Source organism: Alcanivorax sp. S6407 (genome assembly GCF_023016115.1).
GTDB lineage: Bacteria > Pseudomonadota > Gammaproteobacteria > Pseudomonadales > Alcanivoracaceae > Alcanivorax.
In genome coordinates, this window is sequence record NZ_JALKBH010000004.1 from 468,919 (window position 1) to 493,509 (window position 24,591).

A 24,591-nucleotide genomic window follows, 5' to 3' on the forward strand; every position below is an offset into this window, starting at 1 on the left:
TCTGTTGTAGCACAGCACTGTCTCATGACAGATAGCCTCTGTTGCGCTTAATGGATTATATTGCTGTTTATGAGCAAGGAAACCCATCTTCCACACGCCCCGGCCGAACCTTCGAGCTGGCCGCTCCCGGCCACCGGCCAGCGCACCATCATTCCTCCCGCTGTGCTGGACAGCATTGCCGGACACCCTCTCTGTGAAGGCTGCATGCCCCATGGCGTGGGCTTCTATCCACAGGCCCGTGGGCACCGGATGCTGCGTGACAATCCGGCGGATTATCTGATGATCTACTGCATCAGCGGGCGCGGTGAATTACAGGTAGAAGACAACACTTATGCCGTGGAGGGTGGCGACCTGGTATTGCTGCCCACCGCCCTCGCCCATCGGTACCAGGCTGACAGTCGCGATCCCTGGAGCATTTACTGGGTGCACCTGGGTGGCCATGAGGTGCCGCGCTTTTTTGACGAAATTGCCGGGCGTGCCGGAGGGCGAAAGGTACGGGTAGGGGTGCATTCGCGGCTGGCGGAGGAGTTTCAGGCCCTGCTGGCCGCCGCCACCCGCGTGCAGCCGGAACACCTGGTGTATGCCGCCAACCTGCTGCGCAGCCTGCTGGCCTTTGCGGCCCTGATGCGCCACCAGCATGACGTGCGCCATGCCACCCTGGATGTGAACCGGGTGAACGGTTACCTGCAGACGGCCCTGCATCGCCGGCTTTCGCTGGATGAACTGGCAGCAGCCACCAGTGAGCTGTCCCGTTATCACTTCATTCGCGAATACAAGCGTCAGACCGGGCAGACCCCCATGCAGGCATTCCAGCGCATCAAGGTGAGTCATGCCTGCTATCTTCTGGATATCACCGAAGACACCGTGGCCGAGATTGCTTCTCGGCTGGGTCATGATGATCCGTATTATTTTTCCCGGCTGTTCAAGCGGGTGATGGGGGTGTCGCCACAACGGTATCGGCAGGAAAGGGGGCAGTAGGGGGATTTCGAGTTTCGAGTTTCGAGTTCCGAAAATCAAAAGCGGGCTAAACCTTGCCTGCAAGCGATCCGAGCTTTGGGAAGGTGAGCAGTTTCGGGTTGCGATAGGCGAGCTACGAAAGGCAAGACTCCAAACCTGGTTCCTTTCCACCGTTTTAGGTTTTCGAAACTTGGTACTCGAAACTCGCTTCTGGAATCCTTACCTCGCCAAGGCTCGGATCGCTTGCAGGCAAGCTCCTACAGCGGCTTCGTAAAAGCACCTTGGGCACGGAGCTTGCTTCCGCGTGGTGCGTGCAGCGTGTTGCTTGATGCGCCTCTTAAACCGGGCGGCTTTGCCAGGTTAGGGTCATCACGTCGCGGTGGGTGTCGCACTGGAAAATGTGCGCGCAGCCGTAGTGACCGAAACGGAACGACAGGGCGTCCACGGAGTCCAGCTGCATCACGAACTGCATGGGCTCCTGACAGCACGGGCAGGAGGGATAAGCCACGTCGGCGGTCCAGTGCGGCCAGCCCATCAGCTTGTCACCGGGGCGTGGTGCCGGGCGATGGGCGTGGAGCAGGGCGAGGGTGCCATCACGATCTTCGTCATTGATGGCAGCGGTTTCCTTGCGATCCGGGTAGTCGGACAGGGGAATCCAGCCGGTCAGGGCCCGTTCCGGTACCGCATCGGGCTGCCGCACCGGCAGGGCATCAAAACCATTGGCCTGCTCACGGGGAATCACCCGTACCAGGGTGGAATCGGAGAAGGGCAGGTGGGACTGACCCAGCACTTCGCAATCTTCTTCACCATTGGTGCAATAGAACACCTGAAGGACACCATCACCGAAGGGAGAGCGCGAGTTGCGCGGCAAATCCCGGGATTCCAGCTGCAGGAACAGCTGCATGGGCTGATGACAGTGGCCACAGCACGGCCAGGATTCACCTGGCTTCAATAACGGCAGGCCACCGAACTTGGACATGGCACCCGGTACCGCAGGACCGGCCTGGGGACGCCAGGCAGGGCGGGAAAAGGAAGCCAGTCTGAGTTTGATTTCTTCGGGTAGCATGGGGTGTCCTCGTTCTCTCGATTCCACCATGCCAGTAACGGCTCCGAACAACCTTCACTAACCGCTACCAGGCCTTTTTTAAGGGCTGAGCGGCGTGCAATTTTTGTTCTTGTGACAGGGTTCTCGCCAACTTTGTGACTAAAATTGCACTAGTGAAGTGATGAAAATTTCGCCAGCTGCCACTGGGCGAATGCCTGCTGAGCCAGCTCCAATTGCTCGATCAGGCGTTGCCGTTTGCTCGGTTCGAAACGACGGCGCGCCAGCGCCTGCAACGACTTCTGCAGACCATTGCGATCAGTGCGCGACAGCTCCTCCAGCCAGTGGTCTTGGCTATCTGTGACCACCAGCACATCACGGCCCGCATGATTCCGCTGACTGATCTGATACCAGTGCACCAGGGCCCTGCCCAATACCACATAGCCGAACTGCGGATCCTTCAGCGGACCATAGATCGCCTCCCGGAAGCCTCCGCTAAGAGGGCCCAGCTTCACCTTGGTCAGCTTGTCGCTGTAGTAGTAACTGCCCGCGGCCCCCAGCAAGCCACCGATCAGGGCTCCGGTCCCCAGTGAATGCCCGAGGGTGACGGCATCCAGGCCGGCACCGCCCACCGCCCCGGCACCAAACCCGGCGGCAGCCAGCTGGCCCTTGCTGATCCCCCATAGCTGTCGGGTGCGTTCGCCAAACAGGTCATCGCCGTCCGGCAGCGACAGGTCGGATTCCTGACGCTGCAGGCGGCGGTGCTGGTAGAGGTCTTCCACGCTGTGTCGCAGGCGTTGTTCCCGTTCGCGCTGCCAGGCCTGCCAACGCTGGCGCAAGGTGGGCAGCAACGGCGCAGCGCTTTCATGTTCGCCGAGGCGTGCGGTTTGCTGGTGACCAAGCATTTCGATCAGGGCATCGGCAATGTATTCCAGCGCCTGGTGATCACGGCCAAATTTGAGCGCCTGCAGGTACTCCAGCGCGGCATCCAGAGGCTCGCGCCAGTTGGGTTCCAGCTCGCCAAAACTGCGTAGCAATTCCAGATGTTTCTCGAAGGGCGCGCGTACCGCATCAAAGCGGCGCACGATCTGGAAGTACTGGCCGAGGGCCGCCTCCCAGTCGGCGCTGTAATCATCACTGCCGATCTGGTTGATCAGCGCCAGGCTGGGCCGACCGGTCCAGCGCAGGATATTCATCTCCGCTTCGTGCTCGCGGTTATAGGGCACCGAGCCATCCACCACGTAGATGATGCCAGCGCCTTCCACGATGGGACGCAGCAGCTCACATTCGTCGTGGTAACGCGGATCATCGCTGTGCTGGTTGACGAAGGCAGCCACGGTATCCGGGCGATCCGAGGCGGACAGACTGTGGCCCTGCAACCAGGCCAGTACCTTGCGCGGGCGCTGGAAACCGGGGGTATCGATCAACTCGTAGAGGGTGACGTCATCCACCTTCATGGGATAACGGTGGCTGTCGCGGGTGGTGCCAGGCTCCATGGCGATGGCAATGGAGTCGTTCTGCGCCAGGGTGGCGACCACACTGGACTTGCCCTTGTTGGGGTGACCCACCACCGCAAAACGGGGCAGGGGGCTGTCGCTGTGGCGATCGTCAGGGGTCTGTGTCTTGCCGTTGTCGTCCATGGTGTCAGCGTGTTGTGTGCATCAATTTTCAAGCGGCGGAGATTGGCCTTCGCCGATTTCCGCCCTACGGGTGCGTCGCCGCGCAAAGCAGCAGGTTGGCGTCTTTCTGACGCTCAATAAAGCGCTGCCACTGGGCCAGCAAGGTCTCATCAGCCAGCTCTCCGCCCTGTTCATCGGCCAGCGGCACCAGCGCAATCAGGGTACCGGCAGGCCATTGCTCACGGGCATCAAACAGGAAGTCACTGAGCTCACCGGTGGGCGGCTCCCAGCCCCGGGCCACCAGCATCACGGGCTGTCTCCGCTCGCCGGCCTGCTGCAAGGTGGCCGCATCGTCTTGCAGACTGCTGTTACCGCCAGCCCGCAACTGCAGAGGCGCAGCATCATGACTCAGCCGCTGGATCAGTTCATCGCTGGTCTGGCCCGCACCGGCCCAGTGGATCAGGGTGCCACTGGCAGGTAGCGGAGAGACATTAACCTGCGCCGGCGCCGGCTCCCTCGCCACTTCCTCTTCACCGCGGGTTTCTACCCAGGGCGTGTCGAATCGGTAGAACAGCGGCTGATAACCGGGGTGATTGCGCAGGGCGCTGCCCGCCCGGCCACGCACCTGCAGGGCCGCCAGCAGCAACAGCAACAACCTGGGGAACAACACGTAGGTGAGCCAGGCCATCAGCACGAAAGGCCACCAGGTACCCAGCAGGGCAGGATCACTGACCGGCGTTTCATTGAGCCGGTAATACTGCGAGGCAGCCACCAGTTCCGCACTGGGGACGGCATCCGGCCACAGGGCCTGCCAGGGCAGGGCCACCAGGGAAACCAGACGGTAATAGCTGTCCGCAGAGGCCTGTAGCGTGGTACTCCAGCCAAAGGCCAGATCCTGCACCAGCACCATGATCAGCAAGGTCAGCAGACCGCTGATGGCAAACATCAGGCCACCGGTATGGGCAATGCGCGCAGACAGGGCAGGGCGCAGGGCTTGCAGCGGATCTCCCTCTTCGCCGGTTCGACCCAGCAGACCACCCCAGGGCTGCCATCCCAACCCTGCCTGCAGGCTGGTGAGCAAGGCCAACGCCAGCTGCAACCCCATCAGTACCAGCAACAGGGTCACATTGATCTGCCGGCTACCATCGTATACCAGCAGCCCCGCCATGAAGACCGCGCCCAGCACGGCACCCAACACGGCAAAGATCCAGCGCGCCTGACGCCAGCGGCGCAGTCGCGGATCTGGACCTTTACTCTGGCGCTGGTCGTTGAGGGCATGCAGTTCCGCCAGCCACGCCGGCACCGTCAGGGGGCGTTTTTGCTCTTGCTGTTGCTGGGCAAAACGCCGGTCGCGGCGATGCAGAAAGGCCTGGGACTGCTGGCTGTCACGACGAAACTGATCATCGAAGTCCAGCAGCCGGGTCAGGGATGACGTCAACGGCAGGCTCGCTTATTCGGGAGCCGCTTCCGGAGCCGAAGCCGGCGCCGGCAACGCTTCTTTTTTCGGCGAGGTGTACATCACCCCGTCCTGGGCACAGGCCATGCAGGCATTGCTGAACTCACCGAGGATGCCGCCCTCTTCGCCATAGCCAAACACCGGGCGGTAATCCTGGGTGCACATCTTGGGCGGATCTTCCGGACAGCTCTCGGTATCGGCCGGCAGGCCCATGGGGTAATCGGTGTCGTACTTGTAGGTGCAGCCAGCAAACATCAGTGCCAGTGCCGGCAATGCCAGGTACGCAGCTTTCATCCGGGTTCTCCTCAAGCGGTGGGGGAATCATCTCCTGCTGCAAGCATAGACAAAGCGACGCGCCAACGCATGCCTGGCTGAACGAAATTCTTTAAAATTTACGCTGAGTATTTTTCTGGCCCGCGAGGAACCTATGACAACGACCCAGCCCATCGACTGGCGCACCCTGCCTGCCGCCATCTGGCGAGGCCGAACCGGCACCCTGCGACCGGTGCCCAAACCGGATCCTGTGCGTCTGGAGGACCTGCTCGGCATCGATACCCAGAAACAGAAAATCATCCAGAACACCGAGCGCTTTCTGGCTGGCCAACCTTGCAACCACGTGCTGCTGTGGGGCAGCCGTGGCACCGGCAAGTCCTCTATCGTCAAGGCGCTACTGAATGAATATGCCCGCAAGGGACTGCGCGTCATCGAGGTGGACAAGGATGATCTTCACGACCTGCCGGAGATCGTCGATGACATTCGTGACCGCCAGCAGCGGTTCATCATTTATTGTGATGACCTGTCATTCGAAGACGGTGAAAACCAGTACAAACATCTGAAAAGTGTGCTGGAAGGCTCACTGGAATTACCGCCGGAGAACGTGCGCATCTATGCCACCAGTAACCGTCGTCATCTGCTGCCGGAATACATGAAAGACAATGCCCAGTCCCGGGTGGTGGATGGCGAGCTGCATCACGGCGATGCCGTGGAAGAAAAAATTTCCCTGGCGGACCGTTTCGGTCTCGGGCTGAGTTTTTATCCGATCAGTGAGCCACAGTATTTCGCCATCGTGGATCACCTGTTCGGCGAGGTGAACGACAGCCAGCAACTGCACATTCGAGCGCGACGGTTCTCCATCGAAAAGGGTGTGCGATCCGGGCGCACGGCAAGGCAGTTTTATAATCAGTTTGTGGGGGAGTTTTGAAGGCGAGTTGAAAGTTAAAAGTTCAAAGTTGAAACGCGGGCCAGGCCAGCGGGTTTTGCAATACCTTGCCCGCGTTCACCGGTAAGGGCGCGGGCACAAAGATCCAGAACGGCAAAACCTGTCTCGCGCCTTTTTAACTTTCAACTTTAAACTTTCAACTGCTTCACCGCCGCATCACAAATCTCGTCCACCGCCTTGCGCGCCGCCGGAATGGCGCCGCCCATGCTGATGAAACCGTGCACCAGCTTCGGGTAATCCAGGCTGATGACATCGACACCGGCGGCGCGGAGTTTTTCGCCGTATTCCAGACCTTCATCCCGAAGAGGATCCGTGGCGGTGATCAGGATGGCCGGCGGGAGACCATTGAGATCCGGGTTGCGCAGCGGAGAAACACGATAGTCTTCGATCAGTGCCAGATCGGGTATGAAGTGGCTACGGAACCAGGTCAGCAGTGGCAGGTCGAGGCCGAAACCCTGACCAAGGCTCTGCACAGAAGGGTGCTCCAGAGCGCCATCGGTGGTGGGGTAAATCAGCACTTGCAGCGCAGGGAGTGGCAACCCTGCCAGTTTGGCCTGCTGGCAAACCACCGCGCTGAGGTTGCCACCGGCACTGTCGCCCATCACCGCCAGACGCCCGGCATCCAGCCCCAGAGCGGCCGCGTTATCCAGTAACCAGCGCCATACTGCCAGGCAATCATTGGCACCAGTGGGGGAGGGATGCTCTGGTGAAAGCCGGTAGTCCACGCTCAGCACCACGGCATTGGTGCGCTCGGCGATATAGCGACAGAGGCGGTCGTACTCTTCCACGCCTCCGACAGTGAAACCACCACCGTGGAAGAACAGGATGGCCGGGGCCAGTCGCGGCGCATTTTCCGGGCGGTAGCGGCGCACCAGCACGGTGGTTTCACCTTCCACTGGCACCTGATGATCCACCACTACAGGCAGCGGTTGCTCGGCCACATCCAGCAAGGCAATCATGTCTCGGTAGAGCTTGCGGGCTTCCGCCACCGGCACCGTATTCAGTGAAGGCTTTGCCGCACTGAGGGCAAGCAGAAAACGGATATGGGGGTCGAGATGATCACGGCCTCGGGTTTCCAGACCAGCGGCCAACCGGGACAATATCGGCCGCGGCAGCAACATCAGGGACTTCAGCGCAGCGCGCTCGAGGGCAACGGGATTCATCAGGACTCCTTGGGTGACAATCTCACTGGCAGACTGGAAACAGAACCAGCGCGAGTGTATCAGAAATACCACTCCAGACCGCCCTCGATACCGGTGACGGTAATGTATTCCTTGTCCACGTACTGCATGTACTGCAGGCTGAGACCGATATCCCAGACCGTGCGCAGGCCAATGGCGGCGCCAAAGGCCAGGCTGGTGTCGTCGTCACGCTCCACATCACTGCTGCAGCCCAGGGCATTACAACGGCGCGCCTCGGTTTTGACCTTCACGTCGGCAATGCCGGCAAAGCCCTGCACAAAGAAGCTGTCCACCTGCTGCTTGGCCACGGGCGAGTCGAATGACCACTTGCCGGTGGCCAACAGGGCACCCACATGGTCCACGGTGTAATCCACCTTGTTGCGGCTGTTTTGTGCCCGACGGGTGTCCGGGGAAGGACCGGTACCAAGCCGCAGCTCCACACCCCAATTTTCATCAATCATGCCGCCCAGTCTGAGCGCCAGCCCGGACGGCGTAGTCTCATACCGGTTGTAATCCAGATTGAGCTGCATCAGGTTGGCCGCGGCGTAGCCGTAGCGGGAATCCTGAAAATGGGCCACCCGGGAAGATGGGTCGCTCTCTGCCGGTTCCGCCGCCCACACAGCAGGACTCAGCAACAACCCGAAAAGCATCCAGTAACGCATGGAAGGTCGTCCTTTTTGTTATTCTAGGTATCACGGCTGCCTGTTATACCATCGCTGGATAACAGAGTCTTTGCCGGGGAGCCGCTGAATTACGCCCTGCACGCCGAACCAGGAACGCATTCATGTCAGTCTATACGCCGCTCGATTCCACTCAGATGGCCCAGGTCCTGGCCCCCTTTGGCTTCACGCTGGTGGCTTTTCGGGGCGCCAGCCATGGTATCGAGAACAGCACCTTCCTGATTGACGCCAGCCAAGGTGAAGGCAACGCGGCCGCACTGGTGCTGACGGTATTCGAAAGTCTGGACAATGAGGCGGTACGCCCCTACCTGCACCTGCTGGCAGAGCTGGCCAACGATCCGCAACTCCCGGTACCCGGCCCCCTTACAGATGCTCAGGGCAACTGGCAGATCCGCGTGGCAGGCAAGCCCGCCGTATTGATGCCGCGCCTCCCCGGCGATCATGATTTTGCAGTGGATAAGGGCCGCTGCGCCCAGGTGGGCACCTTGCTGGCGCGACTTCACCAGTGCGATACGGCTGCCCTGCTGCCACTGCCCAGTGAACGTGAGCGGCTGGACTCCCTGCGCCACCAGCTGACACGGCTGCCTGCGAGCCAGCAGGCAGGCGCGCGCCAGTTGCTGGACCGCTGGCAGGCCAGTCCTGCCGGCCGCACCCTGATCCACGGGGACTTGTTCCGAGACAACCTGCTCTGGAAGGACGGCCGGATCAGCGCACTGCTGGATTTCTACAATGCCTGCCTGGATGACCCGGAATATGACCTGGCGGTGACGCTGAATGACTGGTGTGTCGCCCCCGATGGCAAACCTCTGCCTGAACGCGAGCAGGCCCTGCTGGAGGCCTATCAGGCCAATGGCGGCCAATTCGACCCTGGCCGCCTGAAACAGGCCCTGGCCGTGGCCGCCCTGCGCTTCTGGTTATCCCGCCTCGCCGGCCCGGTGGCCGAGCACAGCGAAGGCCAGGGCAGCAAGGACCCGGAGGAGTTCGCCAGGATTTACGGGTGGCGGGTCAGAAACATCTGATTGCATGCCAGAGCCCAAGGAAACCTCCTGTGGGAGCTTGCCTGCAAGCGATCCGAGCCTCGGCGAGGTATTCGAGGTGCGAGAGACGAGTTTCGAAAGACAAAACCCCCAAACCGGGTTCCTTTCCACCGGTTTCAGGTTTTCGAAACTCGGTACTCAAAACTCGCTTCTGGAATCCTTACCTCGCCGAGGCTCGGATCGCTTGCAGGCAAGTTATTCGCTACGCTCACCCCTTCGGGGCCGCACTGCGTGCGTTACTCCGCTGCGCTACGTTCCCACAGCAGCTATTGGTAACGGTTGTGCGTCAGGCCTCCGGCGTCCAGCGTCAAATCATGCACTCCCCGCCAGAATCATCTGGTTGAGGTGGGCGAGATATTCCTGTTCCTGCCACAGCCAGGGGTAATCCGGGCAGGCCAGGGAGCTGGGGGTGAGCGCCTCCACGCCCTGGGTGAGAGCGTTGACCACCATCATTTCATGCAGATCCGCCCAGCCCGTCGGCAAGCGACGCAAATGACGGGGCTGGTTGACGAAGCCCTCGCTGAGCACCGGATGCAGGCGCCGCAGGCGGGTAAAGGCCATTCGCCGGTTAAGCTGGTCTTCCAGCCGCCGCTGCCAGTGGTTGCCCGCCGCATCCAGCAATATTTGTTTCACCGGGCTGGCAAACTTGCTGAGCAAGCCTGACATGGGCATGGACTCGCCACTGGCCAGCCGATAGCGCGGGTCATCATCCAGCCACAGACTGAAATCCAGGAAATCCAGCTCGCTGGTATCCAGCTGGCGCAGGTGTTCGCTCAACGCCACCGTGGTACTCAGCCCCACCGGCACCGACGGAAACAGGGCATGCAGGGAGCGGGGAATTTCCAGCAGGTAATCTTCCAGCCGGCGGTTGGCCTGCTCCGACCAGTGCGACGGCAGCGGCCGCTCCGGGGAGCGCTGGAACACCCGCCGGGTAACCCCATGTGCCGCCGGCAAAGAGGGAAACTGGTGGCAGAAATCGAGCCCGGCCACATCATCCAGATAACCCCAGTCCGACACCAGTGACAGGGTGTCGCTCCACACCGAGACAAAGTCCTCCGGGCGACGCACAAAGGAGCGGCGGGCACGGCTGTCATTGATAAAACGACTGCTGAACCAGACCTTCATGCCCCGCTCATGGGTGGACTGCATCAGGTGCTGGAGCGCATTGCGGATCTTCACTTCCACCGGGCGGCCACCGGCGGGCAGCAATTCACAGCGATCCAGGTGGATGCCGTTTTCCGGGGTGGCGATCAAGTGTGGGCAGGGATCCAGACGCAGGGCATTGAAACCACGCAGCTGGGTTTCGTCGAGGACACGCTCCAACGAGGCAAAGGCACCGTCGCGCAAGTCGCGGTGCAGTAGCCAGGATAAATCCCAGCGAGCTATTGCCAAGGGTTGAGGCATATCGGTGAAGTCTCCCAATCAAGCGCACCAGCATACCGGTTTCCTAACCGGCCTCAATGGCTGTGCGTCCTGTTATCGGCAGAATGACCCACCTTGACACAAGCCCGGCCCTGTCAATTCCCCTCACTGGTCAGCCGGGCTATGATCAATGCCATGAAAAGAATAATACTGCATACCTTGATGATGGCCTCACTGGCCCCCCTGACGTTGCCCGCAGCGGAGCAGCTGCCAGACTCTGCGCCACCGGATGAACAGGCGCCACAAACCAGTGAAAAAGGGCCGGCAAAGGCAATGGAAAGCCATGAGCTGGAATCGTTGTACCTGGAATCCCCCGTGGAGCTGGATACCACCGATGAAAGCAAGGGGCTGAATGCCATCAGTTCGGAGTCGCGCTATCTGGAAAACGACCAGGAGCTACTGCAGCGCCAGCGCGATACGGTGCAGGTTATCCCCACCCCGGAAGAAGCCCCACCGCCGCCGCCGCCTACCTTGATGCCAGTGCGGGATCTGTAGCAGAGAGATGCTGCACGCAGCACGCTTCATGCAACATACCGGCTTCTGGCAACGAGTTTCGAAAAGCGAAAACCCGACACTGGGTCGGACATAGCAGTGTTCCGGTTTTTGTGGGAGCGTGCTTGCACGCGAATCGAGCCCCTGGAATAAAGGCTTCGCGTGCAAGCACGCTCCCACAGAGGCCCCACCCCAGGCTTACCTCAAGGGCACAGAGGGCCCCTGCAATCACTCGGTTCCTGCAGGGCCCTGCAGACAACGCTCGAAGCCTGAGCCCAGGTGCGCCAGCCAATCCAGATATCCCAGCTCGGGCTGGTCCCGGCCCAGCGGGTCCAGGGCTTCTACCCGGCAATCCGGACACAGCCGCGCCAGCATGGCGGTGCGGGCTTCCGGCTCGCGGATCATGCACTGCACATTACGCTCCCGGATTTCGCCTGCCAGCGCCACAAATCGACGACTGCCGGGGCCCGCGTCCAACTGCTGGCTGACCACCACCGGCTCTGCCAGCCCCAGCGGCGCGGTGAAATATCCCCAGGGATGGTGGTAGGTCAGCCAGGGCACCTGCGTCAGCGACACCATTTGTGCCTTCAGCTGCTCGCCCATTTGCCGGGCCTGCTGTTGCCAGAGCGCCGGCTGCTGTTCAGCCAGCCCTGCGGGCAGGGCGCTGGCCACCGCCTCAGATAGCAGCACCATGTTGTCTACCGACAACCACAGGTGCGGATCCAGATAGGCATCATCCTCACCATGGGCCTCGTGATCGTGGTCATCATGGCCGTGCTCATGGGCATCGCCTTCACGGCGCACCACCCCGTCAAGATCCAGCAGTGCCACCGAGGCCTTGTCGCGGCGGGCCACCAGCGGTGCCAGCGGCGCTTCCACCGCCGCCCCCAGCCACACCATCAGGTCCGCCTGCCGCACCAACAACGCCTGCCGCGGCGACAGGGCCAGCTGATGGGGATTCTGGTTGGCCTGCAACAGGGTCACCACCTCCACTTCGGGGCCATACAGGCCACGTAGCGCCTTAGCCAACGGCTCCACACTGGCGACGATGGTCTGGCTCCAGGCGGGGGAGCAAATAAGCAGCAGGGTTGTCAGCCAGAAACGGCGCATGAAATTCCTCAAATTCAAATGATGTTGGGAGGTACAAGCTACAAGCTTCAAGCTACAAGGCTCGGCCCCATCCGGAGCCACCCGTCTGAGGCTTCTACCGCGCCGCATTCCCTTGGCCTGAAACGCGGCGACAACAAGGCCGTTTGCACAGACTTCACCGCGCCTTGTAGCTTGAAGCTTGCGGCTTGTCGCTCGCCCTTCAGTGCAGGCGAAAGGCGGGCAGTATATCATTGCGCCTTTGTTATTCGGGCCCCGGTTATGTCGGAACCATTGGTACAAGTCGATTCAGTCTCGGTCACCCTGGGTGGCACCTCGGTGCTGTCTGAGGTGAGCGTGAGTCTGGCACCCGGGCGGATCACCACCCTGATCGGCCCCAATGGCGCCGGCAAGAGCACCCTCGCGCGGGTGGTACTGGGACTGGTGAAAGTGGACAGTGGTTCCGTGACGCGTCGCCGCGGCCTGCGCATCGGCTATATGCCCCAGCAGATCAAGGTGGACGACAGTCTGCCGCTGACCGTGGACCGTTTCCTGTGGCTGGCTGCGCCAGGCCCGACGTCGGCCCGCCGTGCCGCACTGGAACGGGCCGGAGTGGCCCATCTGCGCCGCCGCGCGGTACAACAGCTCTCCGGCGGAGAGATGCAGCGGGTGCTGCTGGCCCGGGCGCTGCTGCGCAAGCCTGATCTGCTGGTACTGGATGAACCCGCCCAGGGGGTGGATGTGGCCGGCCAGAATGCCCTGTATGGCCTGCTCAAGGATGTACGCGACGAGCTGGGCTGCGCCATCCTGCTGATCTCCCACGATTTGCACCTGGTGATGGCGGCCACTGACGAGGTGATCTGCCTGCAGCGCCATGTCTGCTGCTCTGGCAATCCGGAAACCGTCAGCCGCGACCCGGCCTACCACGAACTGTTCGGCCCCGCCGCCGGCACCCCCAACCTGGCGCTGTACACCCATGATCATGATCATGACCATGATCTGCACGGCAACGCCCATCATCACCATCACCACGACCACGAAGGCCCCTGCAACCATGATTGAACTGCTGCTGCCACCGTTGCTGGCCGGTCTCGCTGTGGCGCTGGTGTCCGGCCCCATGGGCGCCTTTGTAGTGTGGCGCAGGATGGCGTTCTTCGGTGACACCCTGGCCCATGGCGCGTTGCTGGGCGCGGCACTGGGACTGGCCATGGATATCAACCTGTATCTGGCGGTGGTCGCCGTATGTCTCGGTCTGGCGGCTGCTCTCACCGCCCTGCAGCATCAGCGCCAGCTGGCCGGGGATACACTGCTGGGCATCGTCGCCCATACCACCCTGGCCCTCGGTGTGATTGCCATCAGTCTGCAAACCGGTATCCAGGTGGATCTGTTCGCCTATCTATTCGGTGATCTGCTGGCGGTGGGCTGGCAGGATGTGATCGGCCTGTGGGGCGGTGCCGTAGTGATCCTGACACTGATGCTGTGGCAATGGCGCTCACTGCTCAGCATCACGGTGAGCGAGGAACTGGCCCAGGTGGAAGGCGTGTCCGTGCAAGCCACCCGCCTACTGCTGATGCTGTTACTGGCGCTACTGATTGCCGGCGCCATTCGTACCGTGGGGGTACTGCTGATTACCTCCCTGCTGGTAATCCCTGCCGCCAGCGCCCGTCGCCTGACCCACACTCCGGCGCAGATGGCCCTGGTGGCGAGCCTGCTCGGCACGCTTGCGGTACTGGCCGGGCTGACGGTGAGCTGGTTTGCCAACACGCCGGTAGGGCCGTCCATCGTGGTCGCGGCCAGCGGGTTGTTTGTGTTGACGTTGCTGAGAAAGCCCGCCTAACGCCGCTTTTTATTTGTAGGAGCACCACTGGAGGTGCGAAACGAGCGTCAGCGAGTAACGAGTTTCGAGTTGCGAAAGGCAAAACCTCAAATCAAAACCTTACCAATTGGTGGAGGGTGAAGGGTTAAGGTTTTCGAAACTCGTCACTGCTTTTCGCACCTCAAGTGGTGCTACAGCGGCTTCGTAAAAAGGTTTGCCGGAGTGTGAATGAGTCTTTCCCTTAACCAACGCATCTGGATGCTGGCCTGGCCGTTGCTGCTGTCGAACCTGACCGCGCCGCTGTTGGGACTGGTGGATACCGCGGTGGTGGGACATCTGGCGCATCCGCGCTATCTGGCGGCGGTGGCGCTGGGTGGCAACTTCTTCATGTTTCTGTACTTCTCGTTCAACTTCCTGCGCATGGGCACCACCGGCTTTGCTTCCCAGGCGAAGGGAGGCGAACGGGACACCCGGGTGGTGCTGCTGCGCGGCTTGCTGCTCTCCTGCGGTCTCGGTCTGGCGCTGATCCTGCTCTCACCGCTGTTGCGGGAAACCGGCCTATGGTTGCTCGGGGGTAGTGACGAGGTGCAGGGGCTGGCGCGGGACTACATCAACATCCGTATTCTCGGCGCGCCAGCGGCACTGGCCAATTTTGCCCTGATCGGCTTTGCCATCGGCACCCACAACACCCGCGTGCCGCTGAAGATGACCCTGCTGATGCACAGCAGTAACGCCTTGCTGGATGTACTGCTGGTGCAGGTGTGGGATTGGGATGTGCGTGGCGTCGCCACCGCCAGCGCCTGCGCCGAGTACATCGGCCTGGCAGGCGGGCTGTTCTGGCTGCGCCATGCCCTGCGCCCACCCCGGCATCGGGAGCCGGTCTGGCAGCTGCCCGCTATCCTGGCGCTAATGAGTGTGAACCGGGATATCTTTATCCGCAGCCTGGCTCTGCTCAGCTGTTTCTTTTTCTTCACCGCCCAGGGCGCTCGCCTCGGCGATGCGGTACTGGCCGCAAACGCGGTGTTGATCACCTTCCTGTTGATCCTGAGCAACTTGCTGGATGGCTTTGCCAACGCCGCCGAGGCACTGGTGGGCGAGGCCCGGGGCAAGGACGATCAGCATGCCCTGAGGCTCGCCATCGCCGCCACCGGTCGCTGGACCCTGGGTTGCGCGGTGATCGGCCTGGCGCTGTTTGCACTGGGCGGCGCGCCCCTGATCGGCCTGCTCACCGATCTTCCCGGTATTCGCGACACCGCCATCCATTACCTGCCCTGGATCCTGCTGTTGCCGCTCACCGCCAGCGCCGGCTTCTGGCTGGACGGCATCTTCGTTGGCGCCACTTGGGGCGCCGCCATGCGTAACACCATGCTGGCGTCAGTAGCGGTGTTTTTCCTGCTCTGGGCGCTCACCCGCGGCTGGGACAACCATGGCCTGTGGCTGACCATGAACGGCTTCATGGCGGCACGGGGAATGTGTATGGGGTGGGTGTTGATGAAACGACTGCGCATGCCAGACGCTAACCGCCCGTCTCGGTAGAAGCTCATGCCTGCATGGCGATAAAGACGAAAGCGAGTTTCGAGTTTCGAAGATCAAAACCCGACCTGCCTGTAAGCGAAAGATTTTTTCCTTAATCTTTTTGCCTTTCGAAACTCGGTACTCGTTACTCGAAACTCGTTTCTGGAATCCTTACCTCGCCAAGGCTCGGATCGCTTGCAGGCAAGTTATTCGCTACGCTCACCCCTTCGGGGCCGCACTGCGTGCGTTACTCCGCTGCGCTACGTTCCTACAGCAGCTATCGGCAAGAGTTTTGCGTCAGGCGTCCTGCATCCTGCGTCCCATCAATGCTTCGCCAGCCCGTTCTTCTTGACAGTCTTTTCCTGATACATGCGGTGGTCCGCATGCTTGAGCAGCTCTTCGGCTTTTTCAAATTTCCCGGGCCCGGTCTGCACGACTCCAAGACTGATATGCACGTTGGGTAAACGTTCCGCCAACAGACTCTTGATGCGCTGGCAATAACTGGCCATGGCCTGTTGCTCGGTGCTATTGGCCAGCACCACACAGAATTCATCGCCACCGTAACGCACACAGGTATCTTCACCCCGAGCGGCATCCTGCAGCACCTTGCCTAGCTCGCACAGCACCTGGTCACCATAGGCATGGCCGCGCTCATCATTGAGATGCTTGAAGTCATCCACATCCACAAAGATCAGGGAAACCGGCTCACCGCGGCGCTGGGCCGCCTTGAGAGTACGGTGCAGGGCTTCATGAAGAAAGCGCCGGGTGGTCAACCCGGTGAGAGCATCGGTACGCAACTCGCCGTTGCGCATGGCGACAGTTTCTTCCAGCGCACGAGCATAGTCTTCGGTGCGGTTCTTCACCGCTTCGATTTCCGACACCATGCTCTGGATGTAGGTTTCGAATACCAGCGTCACATCGAAATAGATCAGCTTGTCCAACGCCTTGATCACCCGCTTGCGCCGGTCCTTGTCGCTAACCAGATCGTTCAGGTTTTCCACCAGTAAACGACGCAGCAAGTACACCGCCGACAGATAGTATTTGGGTTCTACACCGATGCGCTTGTGTACCAGGCCGATGCGCAGCCGGTTGTTGGCATACTCCAGATCATAGACACCGGTGAAAAGATCGAGGATGTAGCGGCGCTGGGCGGCCTGCAGGCGATCAAGGGTGTCGGCATCGCCGATCAAGGCGGCGATCTCGGGATTGCTGGTCTGGATGCCGTAAAAGGTATCCACAATGGTGTCCAGGCGCTGTTCCACCAGGGAACAACACTCGGTCAAGGCATCAATATCATCATCGCCAAAGTCCAGCAGGCGCTTGCGGACACGTAACTCCGTTTCCGTCACGCGCAGCTGTTCCAGCAGCGTTTTCATGGTAGGCATGTTGTCTCCCTCGCCCCCGCGAGCCTTCCTGGCCCCATGCGAACGGTTGTCTTTTCATAATACGCTGATGGCAAATGAACACTATAGGACGAACTGACGCATATCCGGCCCAGGATACCGTTCAGGGGAAAAGGTGACGCGGTTCACATTTTTTGATGTGCGCGGAGTTGCTTTTGGGAAGCAGTAGCGAGGTACGAGTTTCGAGTTACGAAATGCGTGAGAAGGGAGAGGAGGGTAAGGAGTGCCTTTGCAGCTAAAGGGTTTTCACCACACCCCGACATGTGGTCGTCGGCAGTGGCGCGGCGAGAGCGCTATTCGCATAACACCCTCTCTCCCGCGACTCGTAGCAATACGCCTGACGCCGGATGCCCGACGCTCAAAAAGCATCCGGTCTGTAAAGGCCATCAAACATCCCTCAGGCCATGCGAGTCTGTATGGTGTGTTGGTATTTGGAAGAGATTCAAAGGAAAGGGCCCTTGCCTGCGGTGCCCAGAGGAGTATTGGTTCTTCAGCGTCAGGCGTCGGGCTTCAGGCGTCTAGCAATCTGGGGCAGATTCAGATGCGAACCCTCACCCCATCTGCCATGCCCGCAATTTCGCTATGAACTCATTATTTACCGCTTCAGGCCGCCGTCGCGATCCAGTTGCCCGATCACGCTCTTGGCATACCCGGCCGCACCGGCATCCAGGCTGTAGGGGTTCATGCTGCGGGACTGGGCCTGCCAAACCGGCTTCTTGTTAGCCACGTTGTAGAGCTGGGTCTGCAGGTAGTAATCCGTGGCGTTCTGATAATAGCCCGGCTGGTAAACGGCACTGTAGCTGTAGCCCACATAGGGGCCATAACCCAGATAGAGTGGCGCGGAGGTCATGGGCAGGTAGTCCACCTGGGGCGGCACATACTCGTCACGCTCTTCCACTTTCAGCAGGCTCACCACCATCACGCCATCGGCACCGCTTTCCTTCACTGCGGCTTCCACATGGGCGCGATACTGCTCGGCCTTCTGGCTTTCGCCGCCCAGGCTCTCGGAAGACAGGGTGGCCTTCACATCACGCTTGGCGAGGCTCTTGCCCACTTCCTTTTCCACGGTAGCGGAGGTCACTGCGGACTCCGCCAGCACAATCACGAACAGGTGGCCAAAGGTCGGGCGCGGTTCACCGGTTTTGGTCTGCCAGGTGGAATGGGTTTCCGTGGTGGTAGCACAGGCCGCCAGCAACAGCACTGCACAGAAGAGGAAAGCACGTTGAACCAGATGCATGGAGAATCCTTCGGTATGCAAGGGAATGAATGCTGACAGGGTAAGGCGTTTTAAACACAGAGGCCACAGCGAAAATGCGTCCACGCCAGGGGGATATCAGTGACCGTTACAGAAACGTATGCCTGGTCGCTATTGCCAGGTAGTGGAAAGCGAGTAACGAGTTCCGAGTTGCGAAAACCTGCTGCAGGAACGGTTTTGCCTTTCGAAACTCGCTTCTCGTATCTCGAAACTGGTTATTTCTTTCCGCCGGGCATGATGAATTTCATCAGGGTCATGAACCACATCAGCTGGCCCGGATCACCCTCGATCTTGATGTCACCCGCCTGCATGCCTTCCATGAACGCCATCTGGTTCTTGCCGGCCTGCTTCAGGGTGGCGAAGGCATAGTCCGCATCCTTGAAGTTGAGGGTCACGGTGGGTGACGGGTTGATGCCACCTCTCGCCACCACCTTGCCGGGAGTGAACTGGAACCAGCGCGCCGGCTTGCCGGAAAACGTCCGCCACTGCATCACCACATCGCGGTTTTCCAGTTGCTTGCGAAAACCTTCATTACGCCAGGCCAGCCAGCGCAACCGCCAGCCGAGGATCAACAGCACCAGAGCAAATTTCATGAAACGTCCTTAATCAGATCAGCAACACGCTGCATGCTACACGCACCACGCGCGTGATGCGTGAAGCGTGTTGCCTGTTGCGTCCCTACGGCATTACCGCCGGCAGTTCCTTGTTGAGCTTCATCTTTTCTTTCACCGCGTCGCCGGTGAGGGCATAGCCGAGCAGGTTGCCATCCTTGCCACGGAACAGGGCCTGGACGTTGGCGCCATCGGCTTCGATTTCCCACTCGCCTTCGCTACCGTCAGCGGCCGGGCAAACCACCACCGGACAGGCCGGGGTCTTGATGGTTACCGGCATCACCCCGTAGCTCACCTCGGTGGTTTCACCGGACAGGGTCTTGGCCAGGGCACGGGCAGACGCCATCAGCGGCAGCACGTAGGGCAGCACATGGCCCTGCACCTCGGCGCAGTCACCCAGGGCATAAACGTCTTCGGCGCTGGTGCGCAGGGTGCGGTCGGTGATGATGCCACGATTGGTGTCGAGGCCCGCTTCCTGGGCCATGCTGATACGCGGGCGCAGACCGATGGCAGACAGCACCACATCGGATTCGATCTTGCTGCCATCGGACAGCTCGGTGACCAGGGTATCGCCGTCACCGTGATGCACGGCTTTCGCCAGCGGGCCGAAGTGGAAGCTCACGCCCAGATCTGCCAGCCCTTTGCCCACGGCCTCGGAGGCCGCTTCCGGCAGGAGCAGCGGCAGGCAGCGACCCATGGGCTCGACCAGCTCTACCTGGAAACCCCCGTTGGACAGGTCATTGGCAAATTCACAGCCGATCAGGCCGCCACCCAGAATGGTGACCTTCTTCTTGCCTTCCAGGGCCGCACGGAATTTGCCGTAGTCCATCAGGTCGTTAACGGAGAACACCTTGCCGACCGCATCGCCTTCCAGCGGCGGGGTCCAGGTATCCGCGCCCAGCGCCAGCACCAGCTTGCTGTAGTCCAGATGATCATCCGGCAGCAGCACGCGCTTGGCAGCGGTATCGATACCGGCGACGTGGATACCGGTGCGCACATCCACATTGAACTGCTCAGCCACCTTTTCCGGAGTCGCCATGCACAGGTCATCAGCGGTCTTTTCCTTGGTAAAACCGGCAGAAAGCATGGGCTTGGAATAGTTGCGTCCATCGTCGGCGGTGAGCATGACGATGGGGGTTTCCTTGTCCAGCTTGCGGAATTCCTTGACGGTATTGAAGCCGGCCAGGCCGGTACCGATGATGACTACAGGGTTCATGGATGATCCTTTAGGGTGCGATGGATGGGCAGGACGTGATGTTGTGGGCCCCGCTTCCGTTGCGGGGCAGAATCCGGATCAGACCGGACTCAGATTTCCACCATTTCAAAGTCTTCCTTGCCGACGCCGCAGTCGGGGCAAACCCAGTCTTCCGGCACGTCATCCCAGGCGGTACCCGGGGCAATACCTTCTTCCGGCAGACCTTCGGCTTCGTCATAAATGAAACCGCACACAACACATTCCCACTTCTTCATGGTGAACCTCATCAAATTAAAAAGTAAGCACCCACTTACAAGGGTGCATACAGGGCGTTTCTCGGGGGAGCCTAACCTATCGGTGCCAGCGCCAAAAATCAATGACAGTGGGCACTGTCAGGTTCGTCTCTGGAATACAGGGAACGCGGGCTGGCTTGCCCTTGTGGCCGCCATGGGCCATAGTCCTGCCGCCCGTGTTTGCCGATCCACAGAGACCTGAATGCTGCCTGCTGCCCTCCATCCTGACCACCACTGGCGCCCGCTGGAACAGCTGGTGATGCCCGCCGTGATCCGGAACTGGATGGCCGACCCGGATTCCCTGACCCTGCGCCTGAAGCGCCATGGCCAGTTTCGCGTGGTCCCCGGGTTCCATGCCATGGCCGTGCCAGCTCTGCAGGAGCGTCTGCTACTCGGTCTGCCTGAGCGACAGGCTGCACTGATCCGTGAAGTTACCCTGTTGCTCGACAACACCCCGGTGGTGGCCGCGCGCAGCATCCTCCCGGTGAACAGTCTGCGCGGTGCCAACCGCTCCCTGGGCCACATGGGCAGTCGCTCCCTGGGCCTGGAGCTGTACAAACGGCCGATTTGCCAACGCGACCAGATCTGGGCACGCATGGCCTCCCCGGGCCACGGCCACCCGGTATGCTGGGGCCGCCAGTCCCGCTTCATCAAACGCGGCGAACCCTTGCTGGTGGCGGAGTACTTCCTGCCGGCACTGTGGGAGAAGGCGGGAGCAGAGCTGCAAGCGACAAGCTTCAAGCTGCAAGGCGCGGACCACGCATCTGCCTAATCAACTATAGCGGTGATGGCGAGTAACGAGTTTCGAGTTGCGAAAGGCAACAACCCTGCAATCGGGCCAGGTTTTTGATTTTCGTAACTCGCGTCTCGCAACTCGATACTGTCTCCTTGCAACTTGCATCTTGTCACTTGAAACTTATCCCCGCCCTGACAACCGGATGTCCCATGTTTGCCTTCGTTGAACACCGCTACCCCGCCCTGTGGCCCTATATACAGCTGATGCGCCTGGATCGGCCCATCGGCACCCTGCTACTGCTGTGGCCTACCCTGTGGGCGGTGTGGATTGCCGGCAACGGCACCCCGAGCTTCAAGACCATCGTGATCTTCTTTCTCGGGGTGGTGATCATGCGCGCCGCCGGTTGCGTGATTAATGATTTCGCCGACCGGGACTTTGACGGCGGTGTGGAACGGACCAAGGGGCGACCGCTGGCCACCGGTGCCATCAGCAGCAAGAAGGCACTGGCCCTGTTTGCCGGACTGGGGCTGCTGGCCTTTGTGCTGGTGCTGTTTCTGAATGAGCTGACCTTCTGGCTGTCCTTCGGCGGCCTTGGCCTCGCCGTGCTGTACCCGTTCACCAAGCGCTTCACCTTCATGCCCCAGCTGTTTCTCGGCGCCGCCTTCAGCTGGGCGATTCCCATGGCCTTTGCCGCCGAAGCCGGCGAGGTGCCCGAGATCGCCTGGCTGCTGTATGTGGCCAACGTGGTGTGGACGGTGGCCTACGACACCCAGTACGCCATGTGCGACCGGGAAGATGACCTGAAGATGGGCATCAAGAGCACCGCCATCCTGTTCGGCGATGCGGACCGTCTGATGATTGGCGTGCTGCAGGGGCTGACCCTGCTGGCCTTGATCATGGTCGGCCAGCGACTGGAATTTACCTGGCCCTGGTACGCCGGCATCGCCGCCATGTCGCTGACCTTTCTCTATCAGCACAGCCTGATCCGCTACCGCGAACGCTGGCCAAGCTTCCATGCCTTCCTGAACAATCACTGGAGCGGGGCGTGCGTGTTTGTGGGGCTGTTCTTCCAATACTTTTAAGCTTCAAGCTGCAAGCTACAACGCGGGCCAGGGTTTCAGGTTCTGCCATGCCGTGCCCGCGCTGAAAGCGTCAGGCAATGCAAACCTGTTTCTGCTTCTTGCCCCCCTGAATCGCGGCTCCCGGGGTCTTCGGGTGGCACCTCCATCGATCCGCGTTGTAGCTTGCAGCTTGAAGCTTGTCTCTATCCTTGCATTTCCTCTGAATCCGGCTCAACTTGTCATACGCATGTCATAAAAGAGCAATCTAATGGGTGACCATACCTAGAACGACAGGCGAAGGAAGGAAGCCATGTCCCGTAACCGAATTTTGATTGTTGATGACGAGCCCGCTATCCGCGAGATGGTTGCCGTCGCCCTGGAACTGGCCGACTTTGATGTGCTTGAGGCAGAAAATGCCCAACGTGGCCACGAGATCATCGTTGATGAGCGCCCGGACCTGGTGCTGCTGGACTGGATGCTGCCCTCGGTGACCGGGATCGAGCTGGCCCGCCGCCTCAAGCGCGACGAGACCACCAACGAAATCCCCATCATCATGCTCACCGCCAAGAGCGAGGAAGACAACAAGGTGCAGGGGCTGGACGTGGGCGCCGATGACTACATCACCAAGCCGTTTTCCACCCGTGAACTGATCTCCCGTATCAAGGCGGTACTGCGCCGCGCCTCCAGTGCTGCGGCTGAAAAAGCCATCGAGGTGGAAGGTCTGTGCCTGGATCCAGTGAGCCACCGCATCAGCGCCAACGACGAACCGGTAGACATGGGCCCCACCGAATACCGCCTGCTGGAATTCTTCATGAGCCACCAGGAACGGGCCTACTCGCGTACCCAGTTGCTGGATCAGGTCTGGGGCGCCAACGTGTACGTGGAAGACCGGACCATTGATGTGCATATCCGGCGTCTGCGCAAGGCACTGGCACCGTTCGGGTTTGATCGTTTTATCCAGACCGTTCGTGGCACCGGATACCGCTTTTCGGTCAAGGCTGCCAAGGCGTCCTGAAACAGAAAATGTGATAGGGTGCAGCTTGTTCGCCGTACCCCGAAGATTCCCGACAAGGGCAGCACGATCACATGAAAGCCAGCCTGGCCAAAGAAGTTAACCGCATTGCCGGCCTTGTCACCCTGGCCGCCGTTGCCGCGCTGGCTGTTGGCCATATCTGGCCACTGCTGGTGGGCCTGGTCGGTTATATCTTCTGGAGTACCCGGCAGCTATTCGCCCTGTACAGCTGGCTGGTGCGTGATGATCATACCGAACCACCGGACAGCATTGGCCTGTGGGGTGAGTTCTACACCCGCCTGGAACATCTCTTTCAGAAAGAACGCCGCGCCCAGGAAACCCTGCAGGGCATCATTCATCGTGCGCAGCAATCCGTTAATGCCCTGGAAGATGTGGTCATTCTTATTGATCAGCATGGCTATCTGGAATACTGGAACGCCGCGGCAGAACGCTACATGGGTTTCAACGCGGCCCAGGATCTGGGCCAGCCACTGACCAACCTGATACGTCATCCCGGCTTTACTGATTATCTGCATGCCGGTGATTTCCGCGAAGCCCTGGAGATTCCCTCTCCGGTGGATGACAACCGCATCCTGCAATTCCGCGTCACCGAGTTCGGTATCGGCGAACAGTTGCTGATGGCCCGGGACGTGACCCGGCTCCATCACCTTGAGCAGATGCGCAAGGATTTCGTGGCCAACGTCAGCCATGAATTAAAAACCCCGCTGACGGTACTCAAGGGCTATCTGGAAACCCTGCTGGATATCGTGCCAGATGAACAAGCGCGGCTACGCCGGGCACTCACCCAGATGGAAAGCCAGTCCAACCGCATGGAAGCCCTGGTCACTGACCTGCTGTTGCTGTCGCGGCTGGAGAACACCGATTCCGACAACGACAAACAGGCCGTGGCGGTGCATGGCATGCTCAACCGTATGCGTGAAAATGCCCTGGCCATGAGTGCCGACAAACAACACCAGATTGAACTGGATGTGCCGGAAGACGCCCGTCTGGTGGCCAACCCGGCAGAACTGGAAAGCGCCTTCGGCAACCTGATCACCAACGCCGTGAAATACACCCCGGCAGAGGGCCGCATCCGCATTCAGTGGTGGCAGGATGACAAGGGCGCCCATCTGTCGGTCAATGATAACGGCCTTGGCATCGACCCCGCCCATATCCCGCGCCTCACCGAACGTTTCTACCGTCCGGATAACAGCCGCGTCACCCAGACCGGCGGCACCGGCCTGGGCCTGGCCATCGTCAAGCACGTAATGATCCGCCATGGTGGCAAGCTGGAGATCAAGAGCCAGCTGGGGCAGGGCAGCACCTTCACCTGTCACTTCCCGCCGGAAAGACTGGTCAGCAAGCCGACAGCCGTGGCGGGTTGAGTTGAAAGTTTAAAGTTCAAAGTTGAAAAGGCGCGAGGCAGGTTTTGCCGTTCCGGATCTCTGTGCCCGCGCCCTTACCGGCGAGCGCGGGCACAGCCATGCAAAACCTGCTGGCCTG

The 24,591-nt window shown here is 60.6% G+C and carries 24 protein-coding genes; 11 read left to right on the forward strand and 13 right to left on the reverse strand.

The window, feature by feature from the left end; genetic code table 11:
* Positions 1-69 precede the first annotated feature (69 nt).
* Positions 70-978: an AraC family transcriptional regulator gene (locus MWU49_RS11830; RefSeq protein WP_246972486.1), complete on the forward strand. Its 909-nt coding sequence runs from the start codon at positions 70-72 to the stop codon at positions 976-978.
* Positions 979-1,294: 316 nt separating this feature from the next.
* Here MWU49_RS11830 and MWU49_RS11835 read toward each other — a convergent pair whose 3' ends face one another.
* The 4 genes from MWU49_RS11835 to MWU49_RS11850 all read right to left on the reverse strand — a co-directional run bounded on the left by MWU49_RS11835 (position 1,295) and on the right by MWU49_RS11850 (position 5,368).
* Positions 1,295-2,023: a DUF1963 domain-containing protein gene (locus tag MWU49_RS11835; RefSeq protein WP_246972489.1), complete on the reverse strand. Its 729-nt coding sequence runs from the start codon at positions 2,021-2,023 to the stop codon at positions 1,295-1,297.
* Positions 2,024-2,172: 149 nt separating this feature from the next.
* Positions 2,173-3,639, reverse strand: coding sequence for a GTPase/DUF3482 domain-containing protein (locus MWU49_RS11840; RefSeq protein WP_246972491.1), 1,467 nt, complete (start codon positions 3,637-3,639; stop codon positions 2,173-2,175).
* A 64-nt stretch (positions 3,640-3,703) separates the two neighbouring features.
* The gene (locus tag MWU49_RS11845) at positions 3,704-5,056 is read right to left on the reverse strand and encodes a DUF2868 domain-containing protein (RefSeq protein WP_246972495.1); all 1,353 of its coding nucleotides are present in this window, start codon (positions 5,054-5,056) and stop codon (positions 3,704-3,706) included.
* Between the two features lie 12 nt (positions 5,057-5,068).
* The gene (locus MWU49_RS11850) at positions 5,069-5,368 is read right to left on the reverse strand and encodes a hypothetical protein (protein ID WP_246972499.1); all 300 of its coding nucleotides are present in this window, start codon (positions 5,366-5,368) and stop codon (positions 5,069-5,071) included.
* A gap of 133 nt (positions 5,369-5,501) precedes the next feature.
* Here MWU49_RS11850 and MWU49_RS11855 point away from each other — a divergent pair, with 133 nt between their 5' ends.
* A complete protein-coding gene (locus tag MWU49_RS11855) occupies positions 5,502-6,275 on the forward strand; it encodes an ATP-binding protein (RefSeq protein WP_246972501.1) in 774 nt (257 codons plus the stop codon).
* A 146-nt stretch (positions 6,276-6,421) separates the two neighbouring features.
* Here the strand turns inward: MWU49_RS11855 and MWU49_RS11860 are convergent, their stop codons facing one another.
* Together MWU49_RS11860 and MWU49_RS11865 are read right to left on the reverse strand one after the other, a co-directional pair.
* Positions 6,422-7,456 carry an alpha/beta hydrolase gene (locus MWU49_RS11860; RefSeq protein WP_246972503.1) on the reverse strand — a complete coding sequence of 345 codons (1,035 nt, stop codon included), beginning with the start codon at positions 7,454-7,456 and terminating at the stop codon, positions 6,422-6,424.
* A 59-nt stretch (positions 7,457-7,515) separates the two neighbouring features.
* Positions 7,516-8,136 (reverse strand): outer membrane beta-barrel protein, encoded by a 621-nt coding sequence (locus tag MWU49_RS11865; protein WP_246972505.1) that lies wholly within the window; start codon positions 8,134-8,136, stop codon positions 7,516-7,518.
* A gap of 122 nt (positions 8,137-8,258) precedes the next feature.
* Here MWU49_RS11865 and MWU49_RS11870 point away from each other — a divergent pair, with 122 nt between their 5' ends.
* The gene (locus MWU49_RS11870) at positions 8,259-9,173 is read left to right on the forward strand and encodes a homoserine kinase (protein ID WP_246972507.1); all 915 of its coding nucleotides are present in this window, start codon (positions 8,259-8,261) and stop codon (positions 9,171-9,173) included.
* Positions 9,174-9,503: 330 nt separating this feature from the next.
* Here the strand turns inward: MWU49_RS11870 and MWU49_RS11875 are convergent, their stop codons facing one another.
* Complete coding sequence (locus MWU49_RS11875; protein WP_246972509.1) at positions 9,504-10,595, reverse strand: cellulase-like family protein; 1,092 nt, start codon at positions 10,593-10,595, stop codon at positions 9,504-9,506.
* 153 nt (positions 10,596-10,748) lie between these two features.
* Between MWU49_RS11875 and MWU49_RS11880 the strand changes: the two genes are divergently transcribed.
* Positions 10,749-11,108, forward strand: coding sequence for a hypothetical protein (locus tag MWU49_RS11880; protein ID WP_246972511.1), 360 nt, complete (start codon positions 10,749-10,751; stop codon positions 11,106-11,108).
* A 225-nt stretch (positions 11,109-11,333) separates the two neighbouring features.
* Here the strand turns inward: MWU49_RS11880 and MWU49_RS11885 are convergent, their stop codons facing one another.
* Positions 11,334-12,215, reverse strand: coding sequence for a metal ABC transporter substrate-binding protein (locus tag MWU49_RS11885; protein WP_246972513.1), 882 nt, complete (start codon positions 12,213-12,215; stop codon positions 11,334-11,336).
* A gap of 258 nt (positions 12,216-12,473) precedes the next feature.
* On the opposite strand from MWU49_RS11885, the gene znuC reads away from it, so the two are divergent.
* The 3 genes from znuC (at position 12,474) to MWU49_RS11900 (ending at position 15,543) form a co-directional block, all read left to right on the forward strand.
* Complete coding sequence (znuC, locus tag MWU49_RS11890; protein ID WP_246972516.1) at positions 12,474-13,253, forward strand: zinc ABC transporter ATP-binding protein ZnuC; 780 nt, start codon at positions 12,474-12,476, stop codon at positions 13,251-13,253.
* Positions 13,246-14,028 carry a zinc ABC transporter permease subunit ZnuB gene (gene znuB / locus MWU49_RS11895; RefSeq protein WP_246972924.1) on the forward strand — a complete coding sequence of 261 codons (783 nt, stop codon included), beginning with the start codon at positions 13,246-13,248 and terminating at the stop codon, positions 14,026-14,028. Before znuC ends, znuB begins: the two co-directional genes overlap by 8 nt.
* Before the next feature lie 207 nt (positions 14,029-14,235).
* The gene (locus MWU49_RS11900; protein WP_246972518.1) at positions 14,236-15,543 is read left to right on the forward strand and encodes an MATE family efflux transporter; all 1,308 of its coding nucleotides are present in this window, start codon (positions 14,236-14,238) and stop codon (positions 15,541-15,543) included.
* A 302-nt stretch (positions 15,544-15,845) separates the two neighbouring features.
* On the opposite strand, the gene MWU49_RS11905 is transcribed toward MWU49_RS11900, so the two are convergent.
* The 5 genes from MWU49_RS11905 to rd all read right to left on the reverse strand — a co-directional run bounded on the left by MWU49_RS11905 (position 15,846) and on the right by rd (position 20,261).
* Positions 15,846-16,907, reverse strand: coding sequence for a GGDEF domain-containing protein (locus tag MWU49_RS11905; RefSeq protein ID WP_246972520.1), 1,062 nt, complete (start codon positions 16,905-16,907; stop codon positions 15,846-15,848).
* Between the two features lie 613 nt (positions 16,908-17,520).
* Positions 17,521-18,162: a hypothetical protein gene (locus MWU49_RS11910; RefSeq protein ID WP_246972522.1), complete on the reverse strand. Its 642-nt coding sequence runs from the start codon at positions 18,160-18,162 to the stop codon at positions 17,521-17,523.
* A gap of 233 nt (positions 18,163-18,395) precedes the next feature.
* Positions 18,396-18,773: an SCP2 sterol-binding domain-containing protein gene (locus MWU49_RS11915; protein ID WP_246972524.1), complete on the reverse strand. Its 378-nt coding sequence runs from the start codon at positions 18,771-18,773 to the stop codon at positions 18,396-18,398.
* A gap of 85 nt (positions 18,774-18,858) precedes the next feature.
* Positions 18,859-20,007, reverse strand: coding sequence for an FAD-dependent oxidoreductase (locus MWU49_RS11920; protein ID WP_246972526.1), 1,149 nt, complete (start codon positions 20,005-20,007; stop codon positions 18,859-18,861).
* Positions 20,008-20,096: 89 nt separating this feature from the next.
* Complete coding sequence (rd, locus tag MWU49_RS11925) at positions 20,097-20,261, reverse strand: rubredoxin (protein WP_246972528.1); 165 nt, start codon at positions 20,259-20,261, stop codon at positions 20,097-20,099.
* A gap of 220 nt (positions 20,262-20,481) precedes the next feature.
* On the opposite strand from rd, the gene MWU49_RS11930 reads away from it, so the two are divergent.
* The 4 genes from MWU49_RS11930 to phoR all read left to right on the forward strand — a co-directional run bounded on the left by MWU49_RS11930 (position 20,482) and on the right by phoR (position 24,473).
* The gene (locus MWU49_RS11930; protein WP_246972530.1) at positions 20,482-21,051 is read left to right on the forward strand and encodes a chorismate lyase; all 570 of its coding nucleotides are present in this window, start codon (positions 20,482-20,484) and stop codon (positions 21,049-21,051) included.
* Between the two features lie 173 nt (positions 21,052-21,224).
* Positions 21,225-22,097 carry a 4-hydroxybenzoate octaprenyltransferase gene (gene ubiA / locus MWU49_RS11935; protein WP_246972533.1) on the forward strand — a complete coding sequence of 291 codons (873 nt, stop codon included), beginning with the start codon at positions 21,225-21,227 and terminating at the stop codon, positions 22,095-22,097.
* Between the two features lie 289 nt (positions 22,098-22,386).
* Positions 22,387-23,091 (forward strand): phosphate regulon transcriptional regulator PhoB, encoded by a 705-nt coding sequence (gene phoB, locus MWU49_RS11940; RefSeq protein ID WP_246972546.1) that lies wholly within the window; start codon positions 22,387-22,389, stop codon positions 23,089-23,091.
* A gap of 71 nt (positions 23,092-23,162) precedes the next feature.
* Positions 23,163-24,473 (forward strand): phosphate regulon sensor histidine kinase PhoR, encoded by a 1,311-nt coding sequence (gene phoR / locus MWU49_RS11945; protein ID WP_246972549.1) that lies wholly within the window; start codon positions 23,163-23,165, stop codon positions 24,471-24,473.
* Positions 24,474-24,591: the final 118 nt, after the last annotated feature.